This window comes from Streptomyces sp. TRM68367 (assembly GCF_014495685.1).
GTDB lineage: Bacteria > Actinomycetota > Actinomycetes > Streptomycetales > Streptomycetaceae > Streptomyces.
On sequence record NZ_JACTVI010000004.1, the window covers coordinates 122,828 to 139,677 of the forward strand.

Annotated in this window: 15 protein-coding genes and 3 pseudogenes; 12 read left to right on the forward strand and 6 right to left on the reverse strand. The window is 71.6% G+C overall.

Annotation, left to right across the window (positions count from 1 at the left end):
* Positions 1–184 precede the first annotated feature (184 nt).
* The 5 genes and pseudogenes from H8R17_RS04615 (at position 185) to H8R17_RS04635 (ending at position 5,675) form a co-directional block, all read left to right on the forward strand.
* A complete protein-coding gene (locus tag H8R17_RS04615; RefSeq protein ID WP_187821829.1) occupies positions 185–601 on the forward strand; it encodes an SsgA family sporulation/cell division regulator in 417 nt (138 codons plus the stop codon).
* Between the two features lie 387 nt (positions 602–988).
* On the forward strand, positions 989–2,590 hold the full coding sequence (locus H8R17_RS04620; protein WP_187821830.1) for an ABC-F family ATP-binding cassette domain-containing protein: 1,602 nt from the start codon (positions 989–991) through the stop codon (positions 2,588–2,590).
* Positions 2,563–3,611 (forward strand): annotated as a pseudogene (locus H8R17_RS04625) (excinuclease ABC subunit UvrA); the annotation flags it as partial. The gene H8R17_RS04620 and the pseudogene H8R17_RS04625, both read left to right, overlap by 28 nt.
* A 106-nt stretch (positions 3,612–3,717) precedes the next feature.
* Positions 3,718–4,494, forward strand: a complete 777-nt coding sequence (gene ddaH, locus H8R17_RS04630; RefSeq protein WP_187821831.1) for a dimethylargininase — start codon at positions 3,718–3,720, stop codon at positions 4,492–4,494.
* A gap of 206 nt (positions 4,495–4,700) precedes the next feature.
* On the forward strand, positions 4,701–5,675 hold the full coding sequence (locus H8R17_RS04635; protein WP_187821832.1) for an acyl-ACP desaturase: 975 nt from the start codon (positions 4,701–4,703) through the stop codon (positions 5,673–5,675).
* Between the two features lie 74 nt (positions 5,676–5,749).
* Here H8R17_RS04635 and H8R17_RS04640 read toward each other — a convergent pair whose 3' ends face one another.
* Complete coding sequence (locus tag H8R17_RS04640) at positions 5,750–5,995, reverse strand: WhiB family transcriptional regulator (protein ID WP_187821833.1); 246 nt, start codon at positions 5,993–5,995, stop codon at positions 5,750–5,752.
* A 242-nt stretch (positions 5,996–6,237) separates the two neighbouring features.
* On the opposite strand from H8R17_RS04640, the pseudogene H8R17_RS04645 reads away from it, so the two are divergent.
* Positions 6,238–6,470: pseudogene (locus H8R17_RS04645) on the forward strand (VOC family protein); the annotation flags it as partial.
* Positions 6,471–6,673: 203 nt separating this feature from the next.
* Here the strand turns inward: H8R17_RS04645 and H8R17_RS04650 are convergent.
* The 3 genes and pseudogenes from H8R17_RS04650 to ligD form a co-directional block, all read right to left on the reverse strand.
* On the reverse strand, positions 6,674–7,711 hold the full coding sequence (locus H8R17_RS04650; protein WP_187821834.1) for a LacI family DNA-binding transcriptional regulator: 1,038 nt from the start codon (positions 7,709–7,711) through the stop codon (positions 6,674–6,676).
* 158 nt (positions 7,712–7,869) lie between these two features.
* A pseudogene (locus H8R17_RS46340) lies at positions 7,870–8,136 on the reverse strand (hypothetical protein); the annotation flags it as partial.
* Positions 8,137–8,194: 58 nt separating this feature from the next.
* Positions 8,195–9,220, reverse strand: a complete 1,026-nt coding sequence (gene ligD / locus H8R17_RS04660; protein WP_187821836.1) for a non-homologous end-joining DNA ligase — start codon at positions 9,218–9,220, stop codon at positions 8,195–8,197.
* An 86-nt stretch (positions 9,221–9,306) separates the two neighbouring features.
* On the opposite strand from ligD, the gene H8R17_RS04665 reads away from it, so the two are divergent.
* Positions 9,307–10,371 (forward strand): ATP-dependent DNA ligase, encoded by a 1,065-nt coding sequence (locus H8R17_RS04665; RefSeq protein ID WP_187821837.1) that lies wholly within the window; start codon positions 9,307–9,309, stop codon positions 10,369–10,371.
* A 14-nt stretch (positions 10,372–10,385) separates the two neighbouring features.
* Here H8R17_RS04665 and H8R17_RS04670 read toward each other — a convergent pair whose 3' ends face one another.
* A complete protein-coding gene (locus H8R17_RS04670) occupies positions 10,386–11,576 on the reverse strand; it encodes a zinc-dependent alcohol dehydrogenase (protein ID WP_187821838.1) in 1,191 nt (396 codons plus the stop codon).
* A gap of 195 nt (positions 11,577–11,771) precedes the next feature.
* Here H8R17_RS04670 and H8R17_RS04675 point away from each other — a divergent pair, with 195 nt between their 5' ends.
* Positions 11,772–12,758, forward strand: coding sequence for a DUF3048 domain-containing protein (locus tag H8R17_RS04675; protein ID WP_187821942.1), 987 nt, complete (start codon positions 11,772–11,774; stop codon positions 12,756–12,758).
* Between the two features lie 10 nt (positions 12,759–12,768).
* On the opposite strand, the gene H8R17_RS04680 is transcribed toward H8R17_RS04675, so the two are convergent.
* Entirely contained in the window at positions 12,769–13,230 is a 462-nt protein-coding gene (locus tag H8R17_RS04680; RefSeq protein ID WP_187821839.1) for a MarR family winged helix-turn-helix transcriptional regulator, read from the reverse strand.
* 223 nt (positions 13,231–13,453) lie between these two features.
* Here H8R17_RS04680 and H8R17_RS04685 point away from each other — a divergent pair, with 223 nt between their 5' ends.
* The 4 genes from H8R17_RS04685 to pcaH are packed head-to-tail and all read left to right on the forward strand — an operon-like array spanning position 13,454 to position 16,848.
* Positions 13,454–14,209: a CoA transferase subunit A gene (locus H8R17_RS04685; protein ID WP_187821840.1), complete on the forward strand. Its 756-nt coding sequence runs from the start codon at positions 13,454–13,456 to the stop codon at positions 14,207–14,209.
* Positions 14,209–14,856 (forward strand): CoA transferase subunit B, encoded by a 648-nt coding sequence (locus H8R17_RS04690; protein ID WP_187821841.1) that lies wholly within the window; start codon positions 14,209–14,211, stop codon positions 14,854–14,856. Before H8R17_RS04685 ends, H8R17_RS04690 begins: the two co-directional genes overlap by 1 nt.
* Positions 14,853–16,055, forward strand: a complete 1,203-nt coding sequence (locus H8R17_RS04695; protein ID WP_187821842.1) for a thiolase family protein — start codon at positions 14,853–14,855, stop codon at positions 16,053–16,055. The genes H8R17_RS04690 and H8R17_RS04695 overlap by 4 nt, the downstream gene beginning before the upstream one ends.
* Positions 16,056–16,074: 19 nt before the next feature.
* Entirely contained in the window at positions 16,075–16,848 is a 774-nt protein-coding gene (gene pcaH / locus H8R17_RS04700) for a protocatechuate 3,4-dioxygenase subunit beta (RefSeq protein WP_187821843.1), read from the forward strand.
* Positions 16,849–16,850: the final 2 nt, after the last annotated feature.

A 16,850-nucleotide genomic window follows, 5' to 3' on the forward strand; every position in this document is an offset into this window, starting at 1 on the left:
CCTTTCGGGACACGCGAGAAGAGACCCTCCCCTTCTGTGCATGAACGCGGTGACGGAGGTCACTCGGAATTCGTGTGCACGAAGCGGGCCGTTCCGTCGTCTCTTCCGGTGTGCGGTCTCGTCCGCCCGGAAGTTCGTCCGGCCGTCACAGAAGTCCGTCCAGACGTCACAAGGGAGCAAGGCGTTGTCCACCCTCATCGAGCAGCCCGTGGAGGCCCGCCTCGTGGCCGCCGCGCCACGCATGCCGAGCATTCCCGCCACACTGCACTACGACCGGCGTGATCCGTTCGCCGTCCGCATGACCTTCCCGGCCCCGGCCACCCTGGAGGGCGTCGAGGTCTGCTGGACCTTCGCCCGCGACCTGCTCGCCGCCGGCCTGAAGGGCCCCGAGGGCCACGGCGACGTGCGGGTCAGGCCGTACGGGTACGGCCGGACCGTCCTGGAGTTCCACGCCCCCGAGGGCACCGCCGTCGTGCACGTCCGTTCCTCGGAGGTGCGCCGGTTCCTCGAGTCCACCAGCGAGCTGGTGCCGGCCGGTCTGGAGCACCTCCAGCTGGACCTGGACCACGGCCTGGCGGAGCTGATGCGCGACGCCTGCTGACGCCTCCCCCGTCGGCGGCCGGCCGACGCCCCCCGCTCCCCGTAGGCGGCCGGCCCGCACCACCTCAGCTCCCCCAACGGCCGGCCGGCACCCCACGTGATCACGCCATTGCGCCCTGGGATCACGGTAATGCGTTGACAGCCGTACCACCCCCTCCTACGGTGTACAGCGGTCCTGTTGCCGCCGATTGGAGAAGGACGTTGTTCGTCTGAGGTCCTGAGACACCGCGTCACACACGTGGAGTGTGTGCGTTGCGTGCGACCTCGGCGTTCGAGCCGTCCTCCGGAAACAGGGCTCTTCTCATGCCCCCTGAGGCCTCCCCGTCGGTCGCCGGTGTCTCGAAACGCGTTTGCCCTTGACTCGCTTCGAGCAACCGCGGAGGCCCGCATGCCCACTTCCCTCACCTGTACCTCCCTTTCCTTCACCTGGCCCGACGGCACCGCCGTCTTCGAGGGCCTCGACGTGTCCTTCGGTCCCGGCCGGACCGGACTCGTCGGCGTCAACGGGTCGGGAAAGTCCACCCTGTTGAAGCTCATCGCCGGTGAGCTCACCCCAGCCGACGGCGCAGTGCGCGTTGCGGGCGAGGTCGGCTATCTTCCGCAGAACGTCACCCTCGACACCGCACTCCGCGTCGACGAAGCCCTCGGCATCGCCGCACAGCGGACAGCGCTGCACGCCATCGAGGCCGGTGACGTGACCGAGGAACACTTCGAGACCGTCGGCGACGACTGGGACGTGGAGGAGCGCGCCCTGGCCAACCTCGGCGAACTCGGCCTCGGCCACGTCGAACTGGACCTCACGATCGGCGAGGTCTCGGGCGGCGAGTCGGTGCTGCTGCGGCTGGCCGCCCTGCTGCTGCGCCGGCCGGAGGTGCTGCTGCTGGACGAGCCCACCAACAACCTCGACCTGTACGCGCGCAGGCGGCTGTACACGGCCGTGGAGTCCTGGCCGGGTGTGCTGGTCGTGGTCAGCCACGACCGCGAACTCCTCGAACGCGTCGACCAGATCGCCGATCTGCGGTCCGGGCAGATCACCTGGTACGGCGGCAACTTCTCGGCGTACGAGGAGGTCCTCGCGATCGAACAGGAGGCGGCCGAGCGGATGGTGCGGGTCGCCGAGTCCGACCTGCGCAAGCAGCAGCGCGAACTGACCGACGCCCAGGTCAAGCTGGCCCGCCGCAAGCGGTACGGGCAGAAGATGTGGGATCAGAAACGCGAGCCGAAGATCGTCATGGGGGCGCGCAAGCGCGCGGCACAGGAGTCCGCGGGCAAGCACCGCATCCTGCACGAGGAGAAGCTCGCCGAGGCCAGGGAGCGGCTCGACGAGGCGGCAGAGGCCGTGCGGAGCGACGACGAGATCCGCGTCGACCTGCCGTACACCGCCGTACCGCAGGGTCGTGCCGTCCTCACCCTCCGGGAACTGGAACTGGCCTACGGCGCGCGCGTCGAGGGCGGTTTCGACCTGCACGGTCCCGAGCGCATCGCGCTGATCGGGCGCAACGGCGCGGGCAAGACCACGCTGCTGCGGACGATCGCCGGGGAGCTCGCGCCGGTGTCCGGTGAGGCGATGGCCCATGTCCCGCTGCGGTTCCTGCCGCAGCGCCTGGACGTTCTCGACGGTGAGCTGAGCGTCGCGGACAACGTGGCCCGGTTCGCGCCGGGCGCCACCAACAACCGGATCCGGGCCCGGCTCGCCCGCTTCCTGTTCCGGGGCGCCCGCGCCGACCAGAAGGCGGTGACCCTGTCCGGCGGCGAGCGCTTCCGGGCGGCGCTGGCCGCGCTGATGCTGGCGGAGCCCGCGCCGCAGCTGCTCATGCTGGACGAGCCGACGAACAACCTCGACATGTCCAGCGTGCGGCAGCTGACGACGGCCCTGGAGTCCTACGAGGGGGCGCTGATCGTGGCCAGTCACGACCTGCCGTTCCTGGAGTCGGCCGGCATCACCCGCTGGCTGCTGCTGGAGGAAGGAGAACTGAAGGAAATGCGGTGATCCGGGTGCTGTTCTCCCGGCACGGACGCCGAGCGCCGGTCCGGCGACGGCGTACTCGTTCAACGACCCGTCCGGCATGTGCCCGGAGTGCGACGGGCTCGGGCGGACGGTACGGCCCGACTGGGGCCGCATCCCGGACCCGGACCGCTCCCTGGCCGGCGGGGCGGTCCGGTTCCCGCCGTTCGCCGCGGGCACCTGGCAGGGGCAGGCGTACACGAACAGCGCCCACCTCCACCCGCACAAGCCGGTGCGTGACCTCACCGCCGCCGAGCGGGAGTTCCTCATGCGCGGGCGGCCCGGCAGCAAGGTCACCGTGAACGGCAGCGGCGGCACCTGGACCACCGAGTACGAGGGGCTCGCCGACCGGTTCGAGCGGCTGTACCTGAAGCGGGACCTGTCCGCGATGAGCCAGAAGACCCGGGATCTCGTGCGGGAGTTTTTGCGGGAGGGCACCTGCCCAGCCTGCGGGGGTGCCCGGCTCAACGCGGCGGCGCTGGCCACCCGGATCGGCGGCCTGAGCATCGCGGACTGGCCCGCATGCAGATCACCGACCTCATCGCCGTACTGAGGGGATCGACGAACCGGTGGCCGCGCCGATCGCCTCGGCCGCCGTGGCGGCGCTCGAACGCGTCGACGCCATCGGCCTCGGCTACCTCAGCCTCGACCGGGAGACGTCCACCCTCTCGGACGGCGAGGGGCGGCGGCTGAAGACCATGCGGCACCTCGGCTCCAGCCTGACCGGGATGACGTACATCTTCGACGAGCCCAGCGTCGGCCTGCACCCGCGCGACGTCGGGCGCCTCGGCGACCTGCTGCCGCGGCTGCGCGACAAGGGCAACACGGTGCTGGTCGTCGAGCACGCCCCGGACGTCATCGCGCAACGTGGTGGCGCACGCCGACTGGGTCGTCGACCTCGGCCCGGACGGAGGCCGGGACGGAGGCCGGGTGCTTCGAGGGGACCCCGCGGGACATGCTCGCGGCCCGGGGCTGCACCCCGGAGCATCTCAGGAGGGCCACAGCCTGACAATGAGGGTTTTCCCCGCGCCGGGCGGCGCTGCATGATGGCCAACTGGTGCCCCATACACGAGGGGCGCCGAGTTCCGCCCCGCCGATACGGAGTCCCTCTCGTGCCCAGCCAGAAGGCCCTCGTCCGCCGCCCCAGCCCGCGCCTCGCCGAAGGCCTGGTGACGCACATCGAGCGGGAGAAGGTCGACGTTGATCTCGCGGTCGAGCAGTGGGAGGAGTACACCGAGGCCCTGCTGGCCCACGGCTGGGAGACCATCGAGGTGGACCGGGCCGACGACTGCCCCGACTCGGTGTTCGTCGAGGACGCGGTGGTCGTGTACAAGAACGTGGCCCTGATAACCCGGCCCGGCGCCCCGTCCCGGCGCGACGAGACCGCCGGGGTCGAGGAGGCCGTGGCGCGCCTGGGCTGCTCGGTGAACTGGATCTGGGAGCCGGGCACGCTGGAGGGCGGCGACGTGCTGAAGATCGGCGACACGGTCTACGTCGGCCGCGGCGGGCGGACCAACGCGGCCGGCATCCAGCAGCTGCGTGCCGTCTTCGAACCGCTGGGCGCGCGGGTCGTCGCCGTGCCCGTGAGCAAGGTCCTGCACCTGAAGTCGGCCGTGACGGCGCTGCCGGACGGTACGGTCGTCGGGCACATCCCGAAGACGGACGCGCCCTCGCTGTTCCCCCGCTTTCTGCCGGTGCCGGAGGAGTCCGGGGCACACGTGGTGCTGCTGGGCGGCGGCAAGCTGCTGATGGCGGCGAGCGCGTCGAAGACCGCGGAGTTGCTCGCCGACCTCGGCCACGAGCCGGTGCTCGTCGACATCAGCGAGTTCGAGAAGCTCGAAGGGTGTGTGACGTGCCTCTCGGTCCGGCTGCGGGAGCTGTACGCCTGAGGGCGTGAGCGGCGCTCACGTTCGGTCCCCGACCTGCGGGTCCGGGGCCGATTCGTACAGGGACGCGAACCCGCTGATCAGCGGGCTTTACGACACGCTTAACCTACGGACTCGTAACCTACGGACTCGTAGCCTACGATTCCGTAGGTTGCCGGCGCCGCCCGCCGGGTCACCTTGCCCGTGTTCCACGTCCCCCTGGAGTTCCCGTGACGATCGCTTCCCCTCACCTCGGTAGCCCTGCCGTCTGGACCGACGCCCGGTTGCTGTATGCGCTGGAGGAAGTGGTCGAGCAGGAGCTGAACCGGCATCTGAAGGTCGCCAGGGACTGGATGCCGCACGAGTATGTGCCGTGGAGCGACGGCCGCAACTTCCCCGGCATCTTCGAGGACGGCGAGGCCTGGGACAAGGAGCAGTCCAAGGTCACCGAGATCGGCCGGATCGCGCTGGTGGTGAACCTGCTCACCGAGGACAACCTCCCCAGCTACCACCACGAGATCGCCAGCCTGTTCGGCCGCGACGGCGCCTGGGGGACCTGGGTGCACCGCTGGACCGCCGAGGAGGGCCGGCACGGCATCGTGATGCGGGACTATCTGCTCACCTCGCGCGCAGTGGACCCGGACAAGCTGGAGCAGTTCCGCATGGCCCACATGAGCGAGGGCTTCGAGTCGGACAACCGGCACTCGATGCTGCACTCGGTGGCCTACGTCGCCTTCCAGGAGCTGGCCACCCGGATCTCGCACCGCAACACCGGCCACCAGTCCGGTGACCCGGTCTGCGACCGCATGCTGGCGCGCATCGCGACCGACGAGAACCTGCACATGGTCTTCTACCGCAACCTGCTCAAGGCGGCCTTCGAACTCGCCCCCGACCTGACGATGCAGGCCGTGCGGGACGTCGTGGTCAACTTCCGGATGCCCGGGCACGGCATGCCCGGCTTCGAGCGGGCTGCCGCGCAGATGGCCATCGGCGAGGTCTACAACCTGCGCATCCACCACGACGACGTGCTCCAGCCCGTGCTGCGCTTCCTGAAGGTGCTGGAGATCGACGGCCTGGGCCCCGAGGGCCTCAAGGCGCAGGAGGAGCTGGGCCTGTACATGGGCGGGCTGGACAGCGAGGCGGCCAAGTTCGACGAGAAGCTGGCGGCGCGCAAGGCGCGGATGGCCGCGCGCGCGGCCGGCTGACGTTCCGGGCGGCCGAGGCCGGTGCCCGGGCACGGCAGGCCTTCCCGGACGGCCCGAGGCGAGCGGTCGGGCGGCTAATGAGTCGTGCGCCGCAGGTGCAGCCGTTCCTTCTCCGACAGGCCGCCCCAGACGCCGAAGCGCTCGTCGTGGTCGAGGGCGTACTCAAGGCAGGCGGAGCGGATCGGGCACAGCCCGCAGATCCGCTTCGCCTCGCGTACGGAACTGCCGGGCTCGGGGAAGAAGAAGTCTCCCCCGGTCTGCGCGCACAGCGCCTCCTCCTGCCAGGCCAGGTCCGGCGTCGTGATCGTCTCGAAGTGCATGGCCACAGCGTGCCGGGCGGCGAAAAACGTTCGATCAACGCCGCATCAACGCCGGTTCCCAGGCCTCCGGCCGCCCCGATGGTCCCGCGCCCGGCGGCCCGGCGCACGGCGGCGCGCGGAGCCGGGCGCAGACGCGTGGCGGGGATTCGGGCCCCGTCGGCCGCCGGTGCGGCGGCGCTTCCGGGGGCGAGTGGCAGTAGGCGGTGCAAGACTCGGCAGAGGAGACAGCGGGACCCTTCTGAGGCCCCGAGGCCGGCGGCTACGGCTTCTTCCAGCTCGACGGCAGGACGGTCGCCGGCGGCATGCAGAACCCTCCGGAGCAGGCCCGCCACCCTGGACCGTGTACCTCCAGAGCCCCGACGCCGACGTCACGGCCAAGGCCGCCGAGCAGGCGCACGGCAGCGTCATGATGCAGCCCATGGACGTGATCGGCCCGGGCCGCAGGGCGATCCTCGGCGACCCGGCGGGTGTGCCGCAGGAACTGGGCGGCACGGTCCGCATGCCCGCGACGGACGTGCCTGACGTCGGCCGCATCTCAAAAACCGCCGACCGGACGGGGCGCGGTTCGGGGTGATCAGAAGCGCGCAGCCGGGCTGAGGCGCGCAGCGTCGGTGGGGGCTACGCCGCGCGAACGGCCCGCTGCTCGACCCGGCCGCGAGGCGCGCCCGCCGACGGGAGCTATGCCGAGGCCCGCCGTATCAGCGTGGTCGGCAGGACCACCCCGGACGGTGCGGCCGACGGCGTCTCGGCGGCGGTGCTGCCGTCGAGGCCGCGCAGCAGGAGGCGGGCCATCAGGCGGCCCGCCTCCTCGATGTCCTGCCGGACCGTCGTCAGGGGCGGGTCGGTCTGTTCGGCGACGGGCAGCATGTCGTCGAAGCCGGCCACGGCGACGTCGTCGGGCACACGCCGGCCGTGTTCGCGCAGGACCCGAAGGGCGCCCGCGGCCATGAGGTCGTTGCCGGCGAACACGGCGTCCAGGCAGGGGCGGCGGCCGAGGAGCTCCCGCATCGCCCGCTCGCCGCCGGCCGGGGTGAAGTCGCCCTCCGCGACCAGGTGCGGGTCGGCGTCCGCCATGACGTCCCGGAAGCCGTCGAGCCGGTCCGCCGCCGAGGTCTGGTCGAGGGGGCCGGTGATGTGCGCGATGCGGGTGCGGCCGAGGCCGAGGAGGTGGCGTACGGCCTCGCGGGCGCCGCCGCGGTTGTCGCTGTCGACGTACACCACACCGCTCGTGCCGTCGCTCCAGCCGGGCCGCCCGCCGAACACGGTCGGCACGCCGGCCCGCTGGATCAGACCGGGCAGCGGGTCGTCGAGGTGCAGCGAGAACACCAGGGCGCCGTCGACGTGGCCGCCGGCGAGATAGCGGCCGACGCGGGCGTGGTCGGCGCGGCCCTCGGTGAGCAGCAGCACGAGCTGGTTGTCGTGGGCCGTCAACTCCTTGCTGATGCCGCGCAGTTGCCGGGCGAAGAAGGGGTCGGCGAAGACCCGGGTCTCCGGTTCGGCGATCACCACGGCGACGGCGTCGTGCCGCCTGGTCACCAGACTGCGGGCCGCCTGGTTGGGGACGTACCCGAGTTCCTCCACCGCCCTGCGGACCCGCTCGACGAGGGCTTCGCGCACCCCGTCGCCCCCGTTGACCACACGCGACACGGTGGCCCGCGACACGCCCGCCCGCGCGGCCACGGCCTCCAGCGTGGGACGCGGCACTGTCTCGCTCACTTCGGGCTCCTCACCAGGCACCTCACAGCCGTTGCGGATCAGGATAGCCCCGGCCGCGCGGGCGGTGAGAGCGCTCTCGGATCATGGAAGCCCGGGGCTGCGGCAGCCCTCTGGAGCACGAGAACTCCTGGGCCGGAGCGGCCCTTTGGACTTCCGCCTCAGGCCAGCAGATCGATCCGCCGTCCGCCCCCGCCGCGCTCCGCTGCCCGGTAGGCGGCCCAGGCCAGCGCGAGGTCCTGCCAGGGCAGTCCGACGGGCGCGGTCTTGGCAAGGAGCTCCGGTTCGAAGTCCCAGACGGCCAGGGCGTCGTGGTCGCGGACGACGGACCCGGCCCACTTGCGGGCCGTGTCCTGGCGCTGCCGGGCGACCTTCTGGTGCGCCTCGGCCGGGAGTTTCTTCGCTGTGCGGTACGCCTTCGACCCGGTCTTCCTCGCAAGGGGCCAGGTGAGCTCCTACCGGGACATCCGGATCGAGGAGTTGTAGTCACTCGGCCGCCGGTTTCGGCTTCTTCGCGCGGCTCGGCTGTACCCGCCTGGGTTCTCCCGGCATCTTCGGATACTCGGGCGGGTACGGCAGGTCGCCGAGTCCGTGGTCGTGTTCGTCCCGGCGGGCGAGTTCGAGCAGGGCGTCGAGGGAGAAGCGGTGCTTGTCCATGTCCGCGTGCACGTCGCCGGCCTCGGCGAAGCGCGCGGGCATGGTCGCGAGGTCGAAGTCGCGGGGGTGCGCGTCGCCCACCTCCGCCCAGCGCAGGGGCGCCGAGACGGGGGCGTGCGGCCGGGGTCGTACGGAGTAGGCGGAGGCGACGGTGCGGTCCCGCGCGGTCTGGTTGTAGTCGAGGAAGATCCGCCTGCCGCGCTCCTCCTTCCACCACTTGATGGTCACGAGATCCGGCATGCGCCGCTCCATCTCGCGCCCGACGGCGATGGCGGCGCGCCGGACCTGGGTGAAGGTCCAGCTGGGCTCGATCGGCACGAAGACGTGCAGGCCGCGCCCGCCGGAGGTCTTGGGCCAGCCGCGCAGCCCGCCGAACTCGTCGAGCACCGCGCGCAGTTCGCCCGCGGCGCGCACGGCGTCGGCGTAGTCGGTGCCGGGCTGCGGGTCGAGGTCGATGCGCAGTTCGTCGGGGCGGTCGACGTCGGTGCGGCGCACCGGCCAGGGGTGGAAGGTGAGCGTGCCGTACTGCGCGGCCCACACCACGGCGGCGACCTCCGTCGGGCACATCTCGTCGGCGCTGCGGCCGCTGGGGAAGGTGATGTGCGCGGTCGGGATCCAGTCGGGCATGTTCTTCGGCGCCCGCTTCTGGAAGAAGGACTCGCCGGTGACGCCCTCGGGGTAGCGCTGGAGGGTCGTGGGGCGGTCGCGCAGGGCGCGCAGGATGCCGGGGCCGACGGCGAGGTAGTACCGGGCGAGGTCCAGCTTGGTGAAGCCGCGCTCCGGGAAGAAGATCTTGTCCGGGCTGGACAGCCGTACGGTCCGGCCGCCCGCCTCCAGTTCCACCGCGTCACCCATGGGGCCACGGTAGGCGTATCCCCCAGACCTCGCATACCGGGCGATATGCCAGGCAATATGCAGAAAAACCGAGCAGAATCGGGAGCATGGATCTGCCGGTGATGCCTCCCGTTAAGCCGATGCTCGCCAAGCTGGTGGCGAAGATCCCGCCGGGCATGCAGTACGAAGCCAAGTGGGACGGGTTCCGGGCGATCGTGTTCCGGGACCGGACCGAGGTCGAGCTCGGCAGCCGTACCGGAAAGCCTCTGACCAGGTACTTTCCCGAGCTGGTGACGGCGGTGCGGGAGTGGCTGCCGCGGCGCTGCGTGGTGGACGGCGAGATCGTGATCGCGCGGGAGGGGCACCTGGACTTCGACGCGCTCACCGAGCGCATCCACCCGGCCGACTCCCGCGTGCGGACGCTGGCAGAGCGCACGCCGGCCTCCCTGGTGGTCTTCGACCTGCTGGCCCTGGACGACGAGTCCCTGATGGACGTGGAGCTGACCGACCGGCGGGCGCTGCTCACCCGGGCGCTGTCCGGGGTGCGGGCGCCGGTGCACCTGGCGCCGGCAACGACCGACATCGAGGTGGCCGGGCAGTGGTTCGAGCAGTACGAGGGGGCGGGCCTGGACGGCGTGATCGCCAAGCCGCTCACGCTCCGCTACCTGCCCGATGAGCGGGCCATGTACAAGATCAAGCACGAGCGCACGGCGGACGTGGTCGTCGCGGGCTACCGCTTCCACAAGAGCGGGCCGGTCGTGGGGTCCCTGCTGCTCGGCCTGTATGACGACCGGGGCACCCTCCAGCACGTGGGCGTGTCCGCCGCCTTCCCGATGAAGCGGCGGGCCGAGCTGGTGCGGGAGCTGGAGGCGCTGCGCATGGACGACGTCCGGGGCCACCCCTGGGCGGCCTGGGCGGACGAGGTCGCACACGAGAGCGCCCGGCTGCCGGGGGCGCCCAGCCGCTGGTCGGGCAAGAAGGACCTGTCCTGGGTGCCGCTCAGGCCGGAGCGGGTCGCCGAGGTGGCGTACGACCACATGGAGAACGGCGTGCGCTTCCGGCACACGGCCCGCTTCCGCCGCTGGCGCCCGGACCGGACGCCGCAGAGCTGCACCTACGCGCAGCTCGAGGAGCCGGTCCGCTACGACCTCGCGGAGATCTTCGGGCCGTAGGCCGCCCGGGCCCGTCAGGGCTTCATCAGCACCTTGACCGCGCCGTCCTGCTTGCGCTGGAACATCTCGTACGCGTGCGGCGCCTCGTCCAGCGGAATCCGGTGGGTGGCGAAGTCGTCGACGCCGAGCGGGTCCTCCTCCGTCAGATAGGGCAGGATGTCGCCGCTCCAGCGGCGCACGTTGGCCTGACCCATCCGGATCTGGAGCTGCTTGTCGAACAGGGTGAGCATCGGCATCGGGTCGGCGGTGCCGCCGTAGACGCCGACGAGGGAGAGGGTGCCGCCGCGCCGCACCAGGTCGATCGCGGTGTGCAGGGCGGCGAGCCGGTCGACGCTGAAGCGTTCCGCGAGAGGGCCGCTCAGCCTGCGCGGCAGCATCGTGGAGGCCTGCTGGGTCAGGCGGGCGGCCAGGCTGCCGTGGGCCTCGGTGCCGACCGCGTCGATCACGGCGTCGGGGCCGCGGCCGTCGGTCTCGTCGCGGATCGCGGCGACGAGTTCCTTCTCGTCGTGGAAGGCCCTCAGGTCGTACGTCTCCACGCCCCGAGCGCGGGCCCGGCGCAGCCGCTCCGACACCAGGTCCACGCCGAACACCCGCCCGGCGCCCTGCAGCTGGGCGATCCGGCAGGCCATGTCGCCGATCGGCCCGAGGCCGAGCACGGCGATGGTGCCGCCGTGCGGGACGTCCGCGTAGGCCACCGCCTGCCAGGCGGTGGGCAGCACGTCGGACAGGTAGAGGAAGCGGTCGTCGGGCGGGCCTTCGGGAACCTTGATCGGGCCGTAGTGCGCCTGCGGCACGCGCAGGTACTGGGCCTGGGCGCCCGGCACCGCGCCGTACAGCCGGGTGTAGCCGAACAGGGCGGCGCCCATGCCCTCGCCGGTGACCTGGGTGGTCTCGCACTGGGTCGGCAGGCCGCCCGAGCACATGAAGCAGTGGCCGCAGGCGATCTGGAACGGCACCACCACCCGGTCTCCCGGGCTGAGCCCGGGCACCTCGGAGCCGACCTCCTCGACGACGCCGATCGGCTCGTGGCCGAGGATGTCGCCCGGGGTCATGAACGGTGTGAGCACCTCGTACAGGTGCAGGTCCGAGCCGCACAGTCCGCTGGAGGTGATCCGGACGACCGCGTCCGTCGGCTCCTGGATCTTCGGATCGGGCACGTCCTCCACCCGCACGTCCCGTTTGCCCTGCCAGGTCACTGCCCGCATCGCCGTGCGCCTCCCTCCATGACGTGTGCGCGTCCCGCCGTACGGTTCGGCCCGGGTACCCGGGTCACCCGCACCGAACCGCGGGGTGGGCCGATCGGCCCAGTCGCCGGGCGGGACCGGAACCACATGGGTATGGCCACCGGCGAACCGATAAGCGCACAATCAACAAAACCGATAAAGGTGGCCAACGTGGACATGGGACGAGGAGTGCGCCCACCGCGCGCCGCGACGGCAGCGGCGCTGCTGGCCGCCGCGCTGACGGCTTCCCTGGCGGCGGGCTGCACGACGACCGCTGGCCCGCCGGCCGACGACGGGCGCGGCCGGGATCAGTCGTCACCCGCCCTGGAAAAGAGACCAAAGGGCGGCCCGTCGTCGGCGCTCGCCGTGAAGCTCGACAACGTCCGAGCGGCCCGGCCGCACACCGGTCTGGACGCCGCGGACATCGTGTACGTCGAGCAGGTCGAGGGCGGGCTGAGCCGGCTGATGGCGGTGTACGCGACCCAGCTGCCGAAGACCGTCGGGCCGGTGCGCAGCGCCCGGGAGTCCGACCTGGAGCTGTTGCGCCAGTTCGACCGGCCGACGCTGGCCTTCTCCGGGGCGCAGCGCAAGCTGCTGCCGCTGATCGACAGGGCGCCGCTGCACGCGGTGCCGCCGGGCAAGGCGCCCGACGCGTACTACCGCAGCACCGACCGGTCCTCCCCGCACAACCTCTACCTCCGCCCGCGCCGGCTGCTCGATTCCGCGCCGGGGCCGGCCGCCCTGACGACCGGCTTCCGCTTCGGCGCGGCGCCCGAGGGCGGCACGGCCGTGAGCTCGCGCACGGTGCGCTATCCGGCGGCCCGCACGACGTTCACCTGGTCCGAGAGCCGGGACCGCTGGCTGGTGTCGATGGACGGCCGGCCGGCGGTGACGTCCGACGGGAAGCGGCTGGCGCCCGCGACGGTCGTGGTGCAGCACGTGAAGGTGCGCGAGTCCGCCTTCCGCGACTTCCTGGGCAACAACACGCCATACACCGAGACGGTGGGCTCGGGGAAGGCGACGGTGCTGCGCGACGGACGCGCCCACGCCGTCACCTGGAAGCGGGCGAAGGCCGCGGACGGTACGGACTTCACGGCGAAGAACGGGACGCCGGTGAACTTCGCGGAGGGCCAGGTGTGGGTGGTGTTCGCGACGGCCTCCTGACCGGACGGCGTCACACGGGCGCCAGGGGTTCCGCCGGATTGCGGAGCCCCTCGGCCGCGTCCGCGACGCGCCGGATGAGGTCGAAGAAGACGGTCTGCTCCTCGGGCGACAGCGGCGCCAGGAAGACCTGGTTCATCCTGGCCGTGCGCACGGTCAGCTTGCGGTGCGTGCGCAGTCCCTCGTCGGTCGGGCGCAGCACGAAGCGGCGGCCGTCCTGCGGGTCGCGGACCTTGTCCAGCAGCCCGCGCCGGCCGAGCCTGCTGATCACCTCGGCGACGGTGGACCGGTCGAGCCCCACCCGCTCCCCCACCGTGCGCTGGTCCAGGCCGGGCTCGGCGACGAGCGCGTTGAGGACCGCGAACTGCGGTGAGGTGATCTCCTCGGAGACCATCGTGGTCCACAGCAGGTAGTGCGCCTGCTGCAGCCGCCGGGCGAGGTGCCCGGGGTGGGTGGCGAGGTCCACGGCGGCCATGCGCGCTCCCCTGGTCGAAATCGTCGGTGCACTGAACGATACCCGACGCCGAGGTGACTGTCGCGGGGGCGGGCGGCTACCGAAAGGCTGTATTCACCAAAGTCTTGACGGTTTCCGCGGTCGGTGGCAGCGTGAGGAAAACCTCACAGGATTACCTCGCACAAATACTCAGTGCCCTGACTAATCGAGGTTCGGGGCGCTCGGAAGAGATGGGGTCGCCGGGATGGACAAGGTGGTCGCCACGGCCGGTGAGGCGGTGGCCGATGTGGGCGACGGCGCGTCGCTCGCGGTGGGCGGTTTCGGGCTGAGCGGTGTGCCGAACGTGCTCATCCAGGCGCTGTACGAGCGGGGAGTCGGCGGGCTGTCGATCGTCTCCAACAACTGCGGGGCCATGGACTCCGGGCTGGCGGTGCTGCTGGCGGCCGGGCGGATCGCCCGGGTGACCGGCTCCTACATCGGCGCCAACAAGGAGTTCGCCCGCCAGTACCTGGCCGGGGAGCTGGAGGTGGAACTGATCCCGCAGGGCACGCTGGCCGAACGGCTGCGCGCCGGCGGGGCCGGGATCCCCGCCTTCTACACCCCGGCCGGGGTGGGCACGCTGGTCGCCGAGGGCGGGCTGCCGTGGCGCTACGACGGCTCCGGCGGGGTCGCTGTGGCGTCGCCGGCGAAGGAGGTGCGGGAGTTCGACGGCGAGGAGTATGTGCTGGAGCACGGGATCCGTACCGACTTCGCGCTGGTGCGGGCGGCGAAGGGGGACCGGCACGGGAACCTGGTGTTCAACAAGTCCTCCAGGAACTTCAACCCGCTCGCGGCGATGGCCGGGCGCGTCACGATCGCCGAGGTGGAAGAGCTCGTGGAACCCGGTGAGATCGACCCGGACGCGGTGCACCTGCCGGGCATCTTCGTGCAGCGGGTGGTGGCGCTGGCCCCGGAGCAGGCGGCCGACAAGAAGATCGAGCAGCGGACGGTGAGCGGCTGATGGCCTGGACACGCGAACAGATGGCCGCGCGGGCGGCCCGCGAACTGGAGGACGGCCAGTACGTCAACCTCGGCATCGGCCTGCCCACGCTGATCCCCAACTACCTGCCCGAGGGCGTGGAGGTGATCCTGGAGTCGGAGAACGGCATCCTGGGCACCGGCCCCTACCCCACGGAGGACCAGGTGGACCCGGATCTGATCAACGCGGGGAAGGAGACCGTGACGGTCCTGCCGGGCGCGTCCTTCTTCGACTCGGCGCTGTCCTTCTCGATGATCCGCGGTGCGCACATCGATGTCGCCGTGCTGGGCGCCATGCAGGTCTCCGAGACCGGCGACCTTGCCAACTGGGCGATTCCGGGCAAGCTGATCACCGGGATCGGCGGGGCGATGGACCTCGTTCACGGCGCCCGCCAGGTCATCGTCGTCATGACGCACACCGCCAAGGACGGCTCCCCGAAGATCCTCGCCGAGTGCGCGCTGCCGCTGACCGGCAAGGGATGCGTGAACCGGATCGTCACCGACCTCGGTGTCCTGGACGTCACCGACGACGGACTGCTGCTCGTCGAGACCGCGCCGGGTGTCGCGGCCGAGGACATCATCGAGAAGACAGCCGCGAAGGTGCGCGTGGCCGAAGGGATCCAGTCATGAGGGACGTCTACCTCGTCGATGCCGTACGGACCCCGATCGGTCGCTACAACGGCGGCCTCGCGAGCGTCCGCCCCGACGACCTGGCCGCTCATGCCATCCATGAACTCCTCCGCCATACCCCCGAGTTGGACCCGGCCCGGATCGAGGACGTCTACCTCGGCAACGCCAACGGCGCCGGCGAGGAGAACCGCAACGTCGCCCGCATGGCCGCCCTGCTGGCCGGGCTGCCCACCTCTGTGCCGGGCGTGACCGTCAACCGGCTGTGCGCCTCCGGCCTGGAGGCCGTGATCCAGGCGGCCCGCGCGATCGCGGTCGGGGACGCCTCCATCGCCGTGGCCGGCGGCGTGGAGTCGATGACCCGCGCCCCCTACGTCCTGCCCAAGAGCGACAAGCCGTTCCCGGCCGGGCACACCGAGCTGTACTCCACCACCCTCGGCTGGCGCATGGTCAACCCGAAGATGGACCCGCAGTGGACCGTCCCCCTCGGCGAGAGCGCGGAACTCATCGCCGACAAGCACAAGATCACGCGTGAACGGCAGGACGAGTTCGCGCTCGCCTCCCACCAGAAGGCCGCCCGGGCGCGGGCGAAGGGCCTGTTCGACGCCGAGCTCGCGCCGGTGACCATCCCGCAGCGCAAGGGCGACCCGGTCGTCTTCGCCGCCGACGAATGCGTACGGCCGGACGCCTCCCTGGCCGCGATGGCCAGGCTCAAGCCCGCCTTCCGACCCGAGAATGGCACCGTCACCGCGGGCAACGCCTCGCCCCTGAACGACGGCGCCGCCGCCCTCCTCCTCGTCGACGAGGAGGGACTGCGCGCCACCGGCCGCGAACCCCTCGCCCGCATCCGCGCCACCGGCGTCAACGCCGTCGACCCGCACTACTTCGGGCTCGCCCCCGTCGAAGCCGTCAACCGGGCCCTGGCCAAGACGGGCAGGACCTTCGCCGACCTCGACGTCCTGGAACTCAACGAGGCCTTCGCCGCCCAGGTCCTGGGCTGTGTGGCCGAGTGGCCCGAGTTCGACCCGGCGATCCTCAACCCGCAGGGCGGCGCCATCGCCCTCGGGCATCCGCTCGGCGCGTCCGGCGCCCGCCTCGCCGGCACCGTCGCCCACCAACTCGCCCGCAAGGGCGGCGGCATCGGCGTCGCCACCCTGTGCATCGGCGTCGGCCAGGGCCTCGCCCTCGTCCTCGAACGCTAACGACCTCCGGGGAACCCCCATGACTCTCACCCAGCACGACATCGACCAGGAGATCGCGGCCGAGCACGCCGCGTACGAGAAGCGCCTCGCCGACGGCGCCCCCGTCGAGCACCACCCGCGCCGCGGCTACGCGCCGTACCGCTCGTCGGTGCTGCGCCACCCGAAGCAGCCGCCGGTCACCATCGACGTCTCCAAGGACCCGGAGTTGGTGGAGCTGTCCTCCCCCGCCTTCGGGGAGCGCGACATCACCGAGATCGACAACGACCTGACCCGGCAGCACCACGGCGAGCCGATCGGCGAGCGGATCACCGTCTCCGGCCGGCTGCTGGACCGCGACGGGCGCCCGGTGCGCGGTCAGCTGGTGGAGATCTGGCAGGCGAACTCGGCTGGCCGGTACGCCCACCAGCGCGAGCAGCACGACGCCCCGTTGGACCCGAACTTCACCGGCGTCGGCCGCACGCTCAGCGACGACGACGGCTTCTACCGGTTCACGACGATCCAACCGGGCCCGTACCCGTGGCGCAACCACGTGGGCGCCTGGCGCCCGGCGCACATCCACTTCTCGGTCTTCGGTTCGGCGTTCACGCAGCGACTCGTGACGCAGATGTACTTCCCGAACGACCCGCTCTTCGGGTACGACCCGATCCTGCAGTCCGTCACGGACGACGCCGCCCGGCAGCGGTTGGTCGCGACGTACGACCACAGCCTGTCGGTGCCGGAGTTCTCGCTCGGCTACCACTGGGACATCGTGCTGGACGGCCCGCACGCCACCTGGATCGAAGAAGGACGCTGACC

What these genes read in the sequence shown, in the direction of transcription:
- H8R17_RS04620 (WP_187821830.1), top strand. Translation starts at nt 989, where the DNA reads ATGCCCACTTCCCTCACCTGTACCTCCCTTTCCTTCACCTGGCCCGAC.
- H8R17_RS04640 (WP_187821833.1), bottom strand. Translation starts at nt 5,995, where the DNA reads ATGCACTTCGAGACGATCACGACGCCGGACCTGGCCTGGCAGGAGGAG.
- ligD (WP_187821836.1), bottom strand. Translation starts at nt 9,220, where the DNA reads ATGGGTGACGCGGTGGAACTGGAGGCGGGCGGCCGGACCGTACGGCTG.
- H8R17_RS04665 (WP_187821837.1), top strand. Translation starts at nt 9,307, where the DNA reads ATGGATCTGCCGGTGATGCCTCCCGTTAAGCCGATGCTCGCCAAGCTG.
- H8R17_RS04670 (WP_187821838.1), bottom strand. Translation starts at nt 11,576, where the DNA reads ATGCGGGCAGTGACCTGGCAGGGCAAACGGGACGTGCGGGTGGAGGAC.
- H8R17_RS04675 (WP_187821942.1), top strand. Translation starts at nt 11,772, where the DNA reads ATGGGACGAGGAGTGCGCCCACCGCGCGCCGCGACGGCAGCGGCGCTG.
- H8R17_RS04680 (WP_187821839.1), bottom strand. Translation starts at nt 13,230, where the DNA reads ATGGCCGCCGTGGACCTCGCCACCCACCCCGGGCACCTCGCCCGGCGG.
- H8R17_RS04685 (WP_187821840.1), top strand. Translation starts at nt 13,454, where the DNA reads ATGGACAAGGTGGTCGCCACGGCCGGTGAGGCGGTGGCCGATGTGGGC.
- H8R17_RS04690 (WP_187821841.1), top strand. Translation starts at nt 14,209, where the DNA reads ATGGCCTGGACACGCGAACAGATGGCCGCGCGGGCGGCCCGCGAACTG.
- H8R17_RS04695 (WP_187821842.1), top strand. Translation starts at nt 14,853, where the DNA reads ATGAGGGACGTCTACCTCGTCGATGCCGTACGGACCCCGATCGGTCGC.
- pcaH (WP_187821843.1), top strand. Translation starts at nt 16,075, where the DNA reads ATGACTCTCACCCAGCACGACATCGACCAGGAGATCGCGGCCGAGCAC.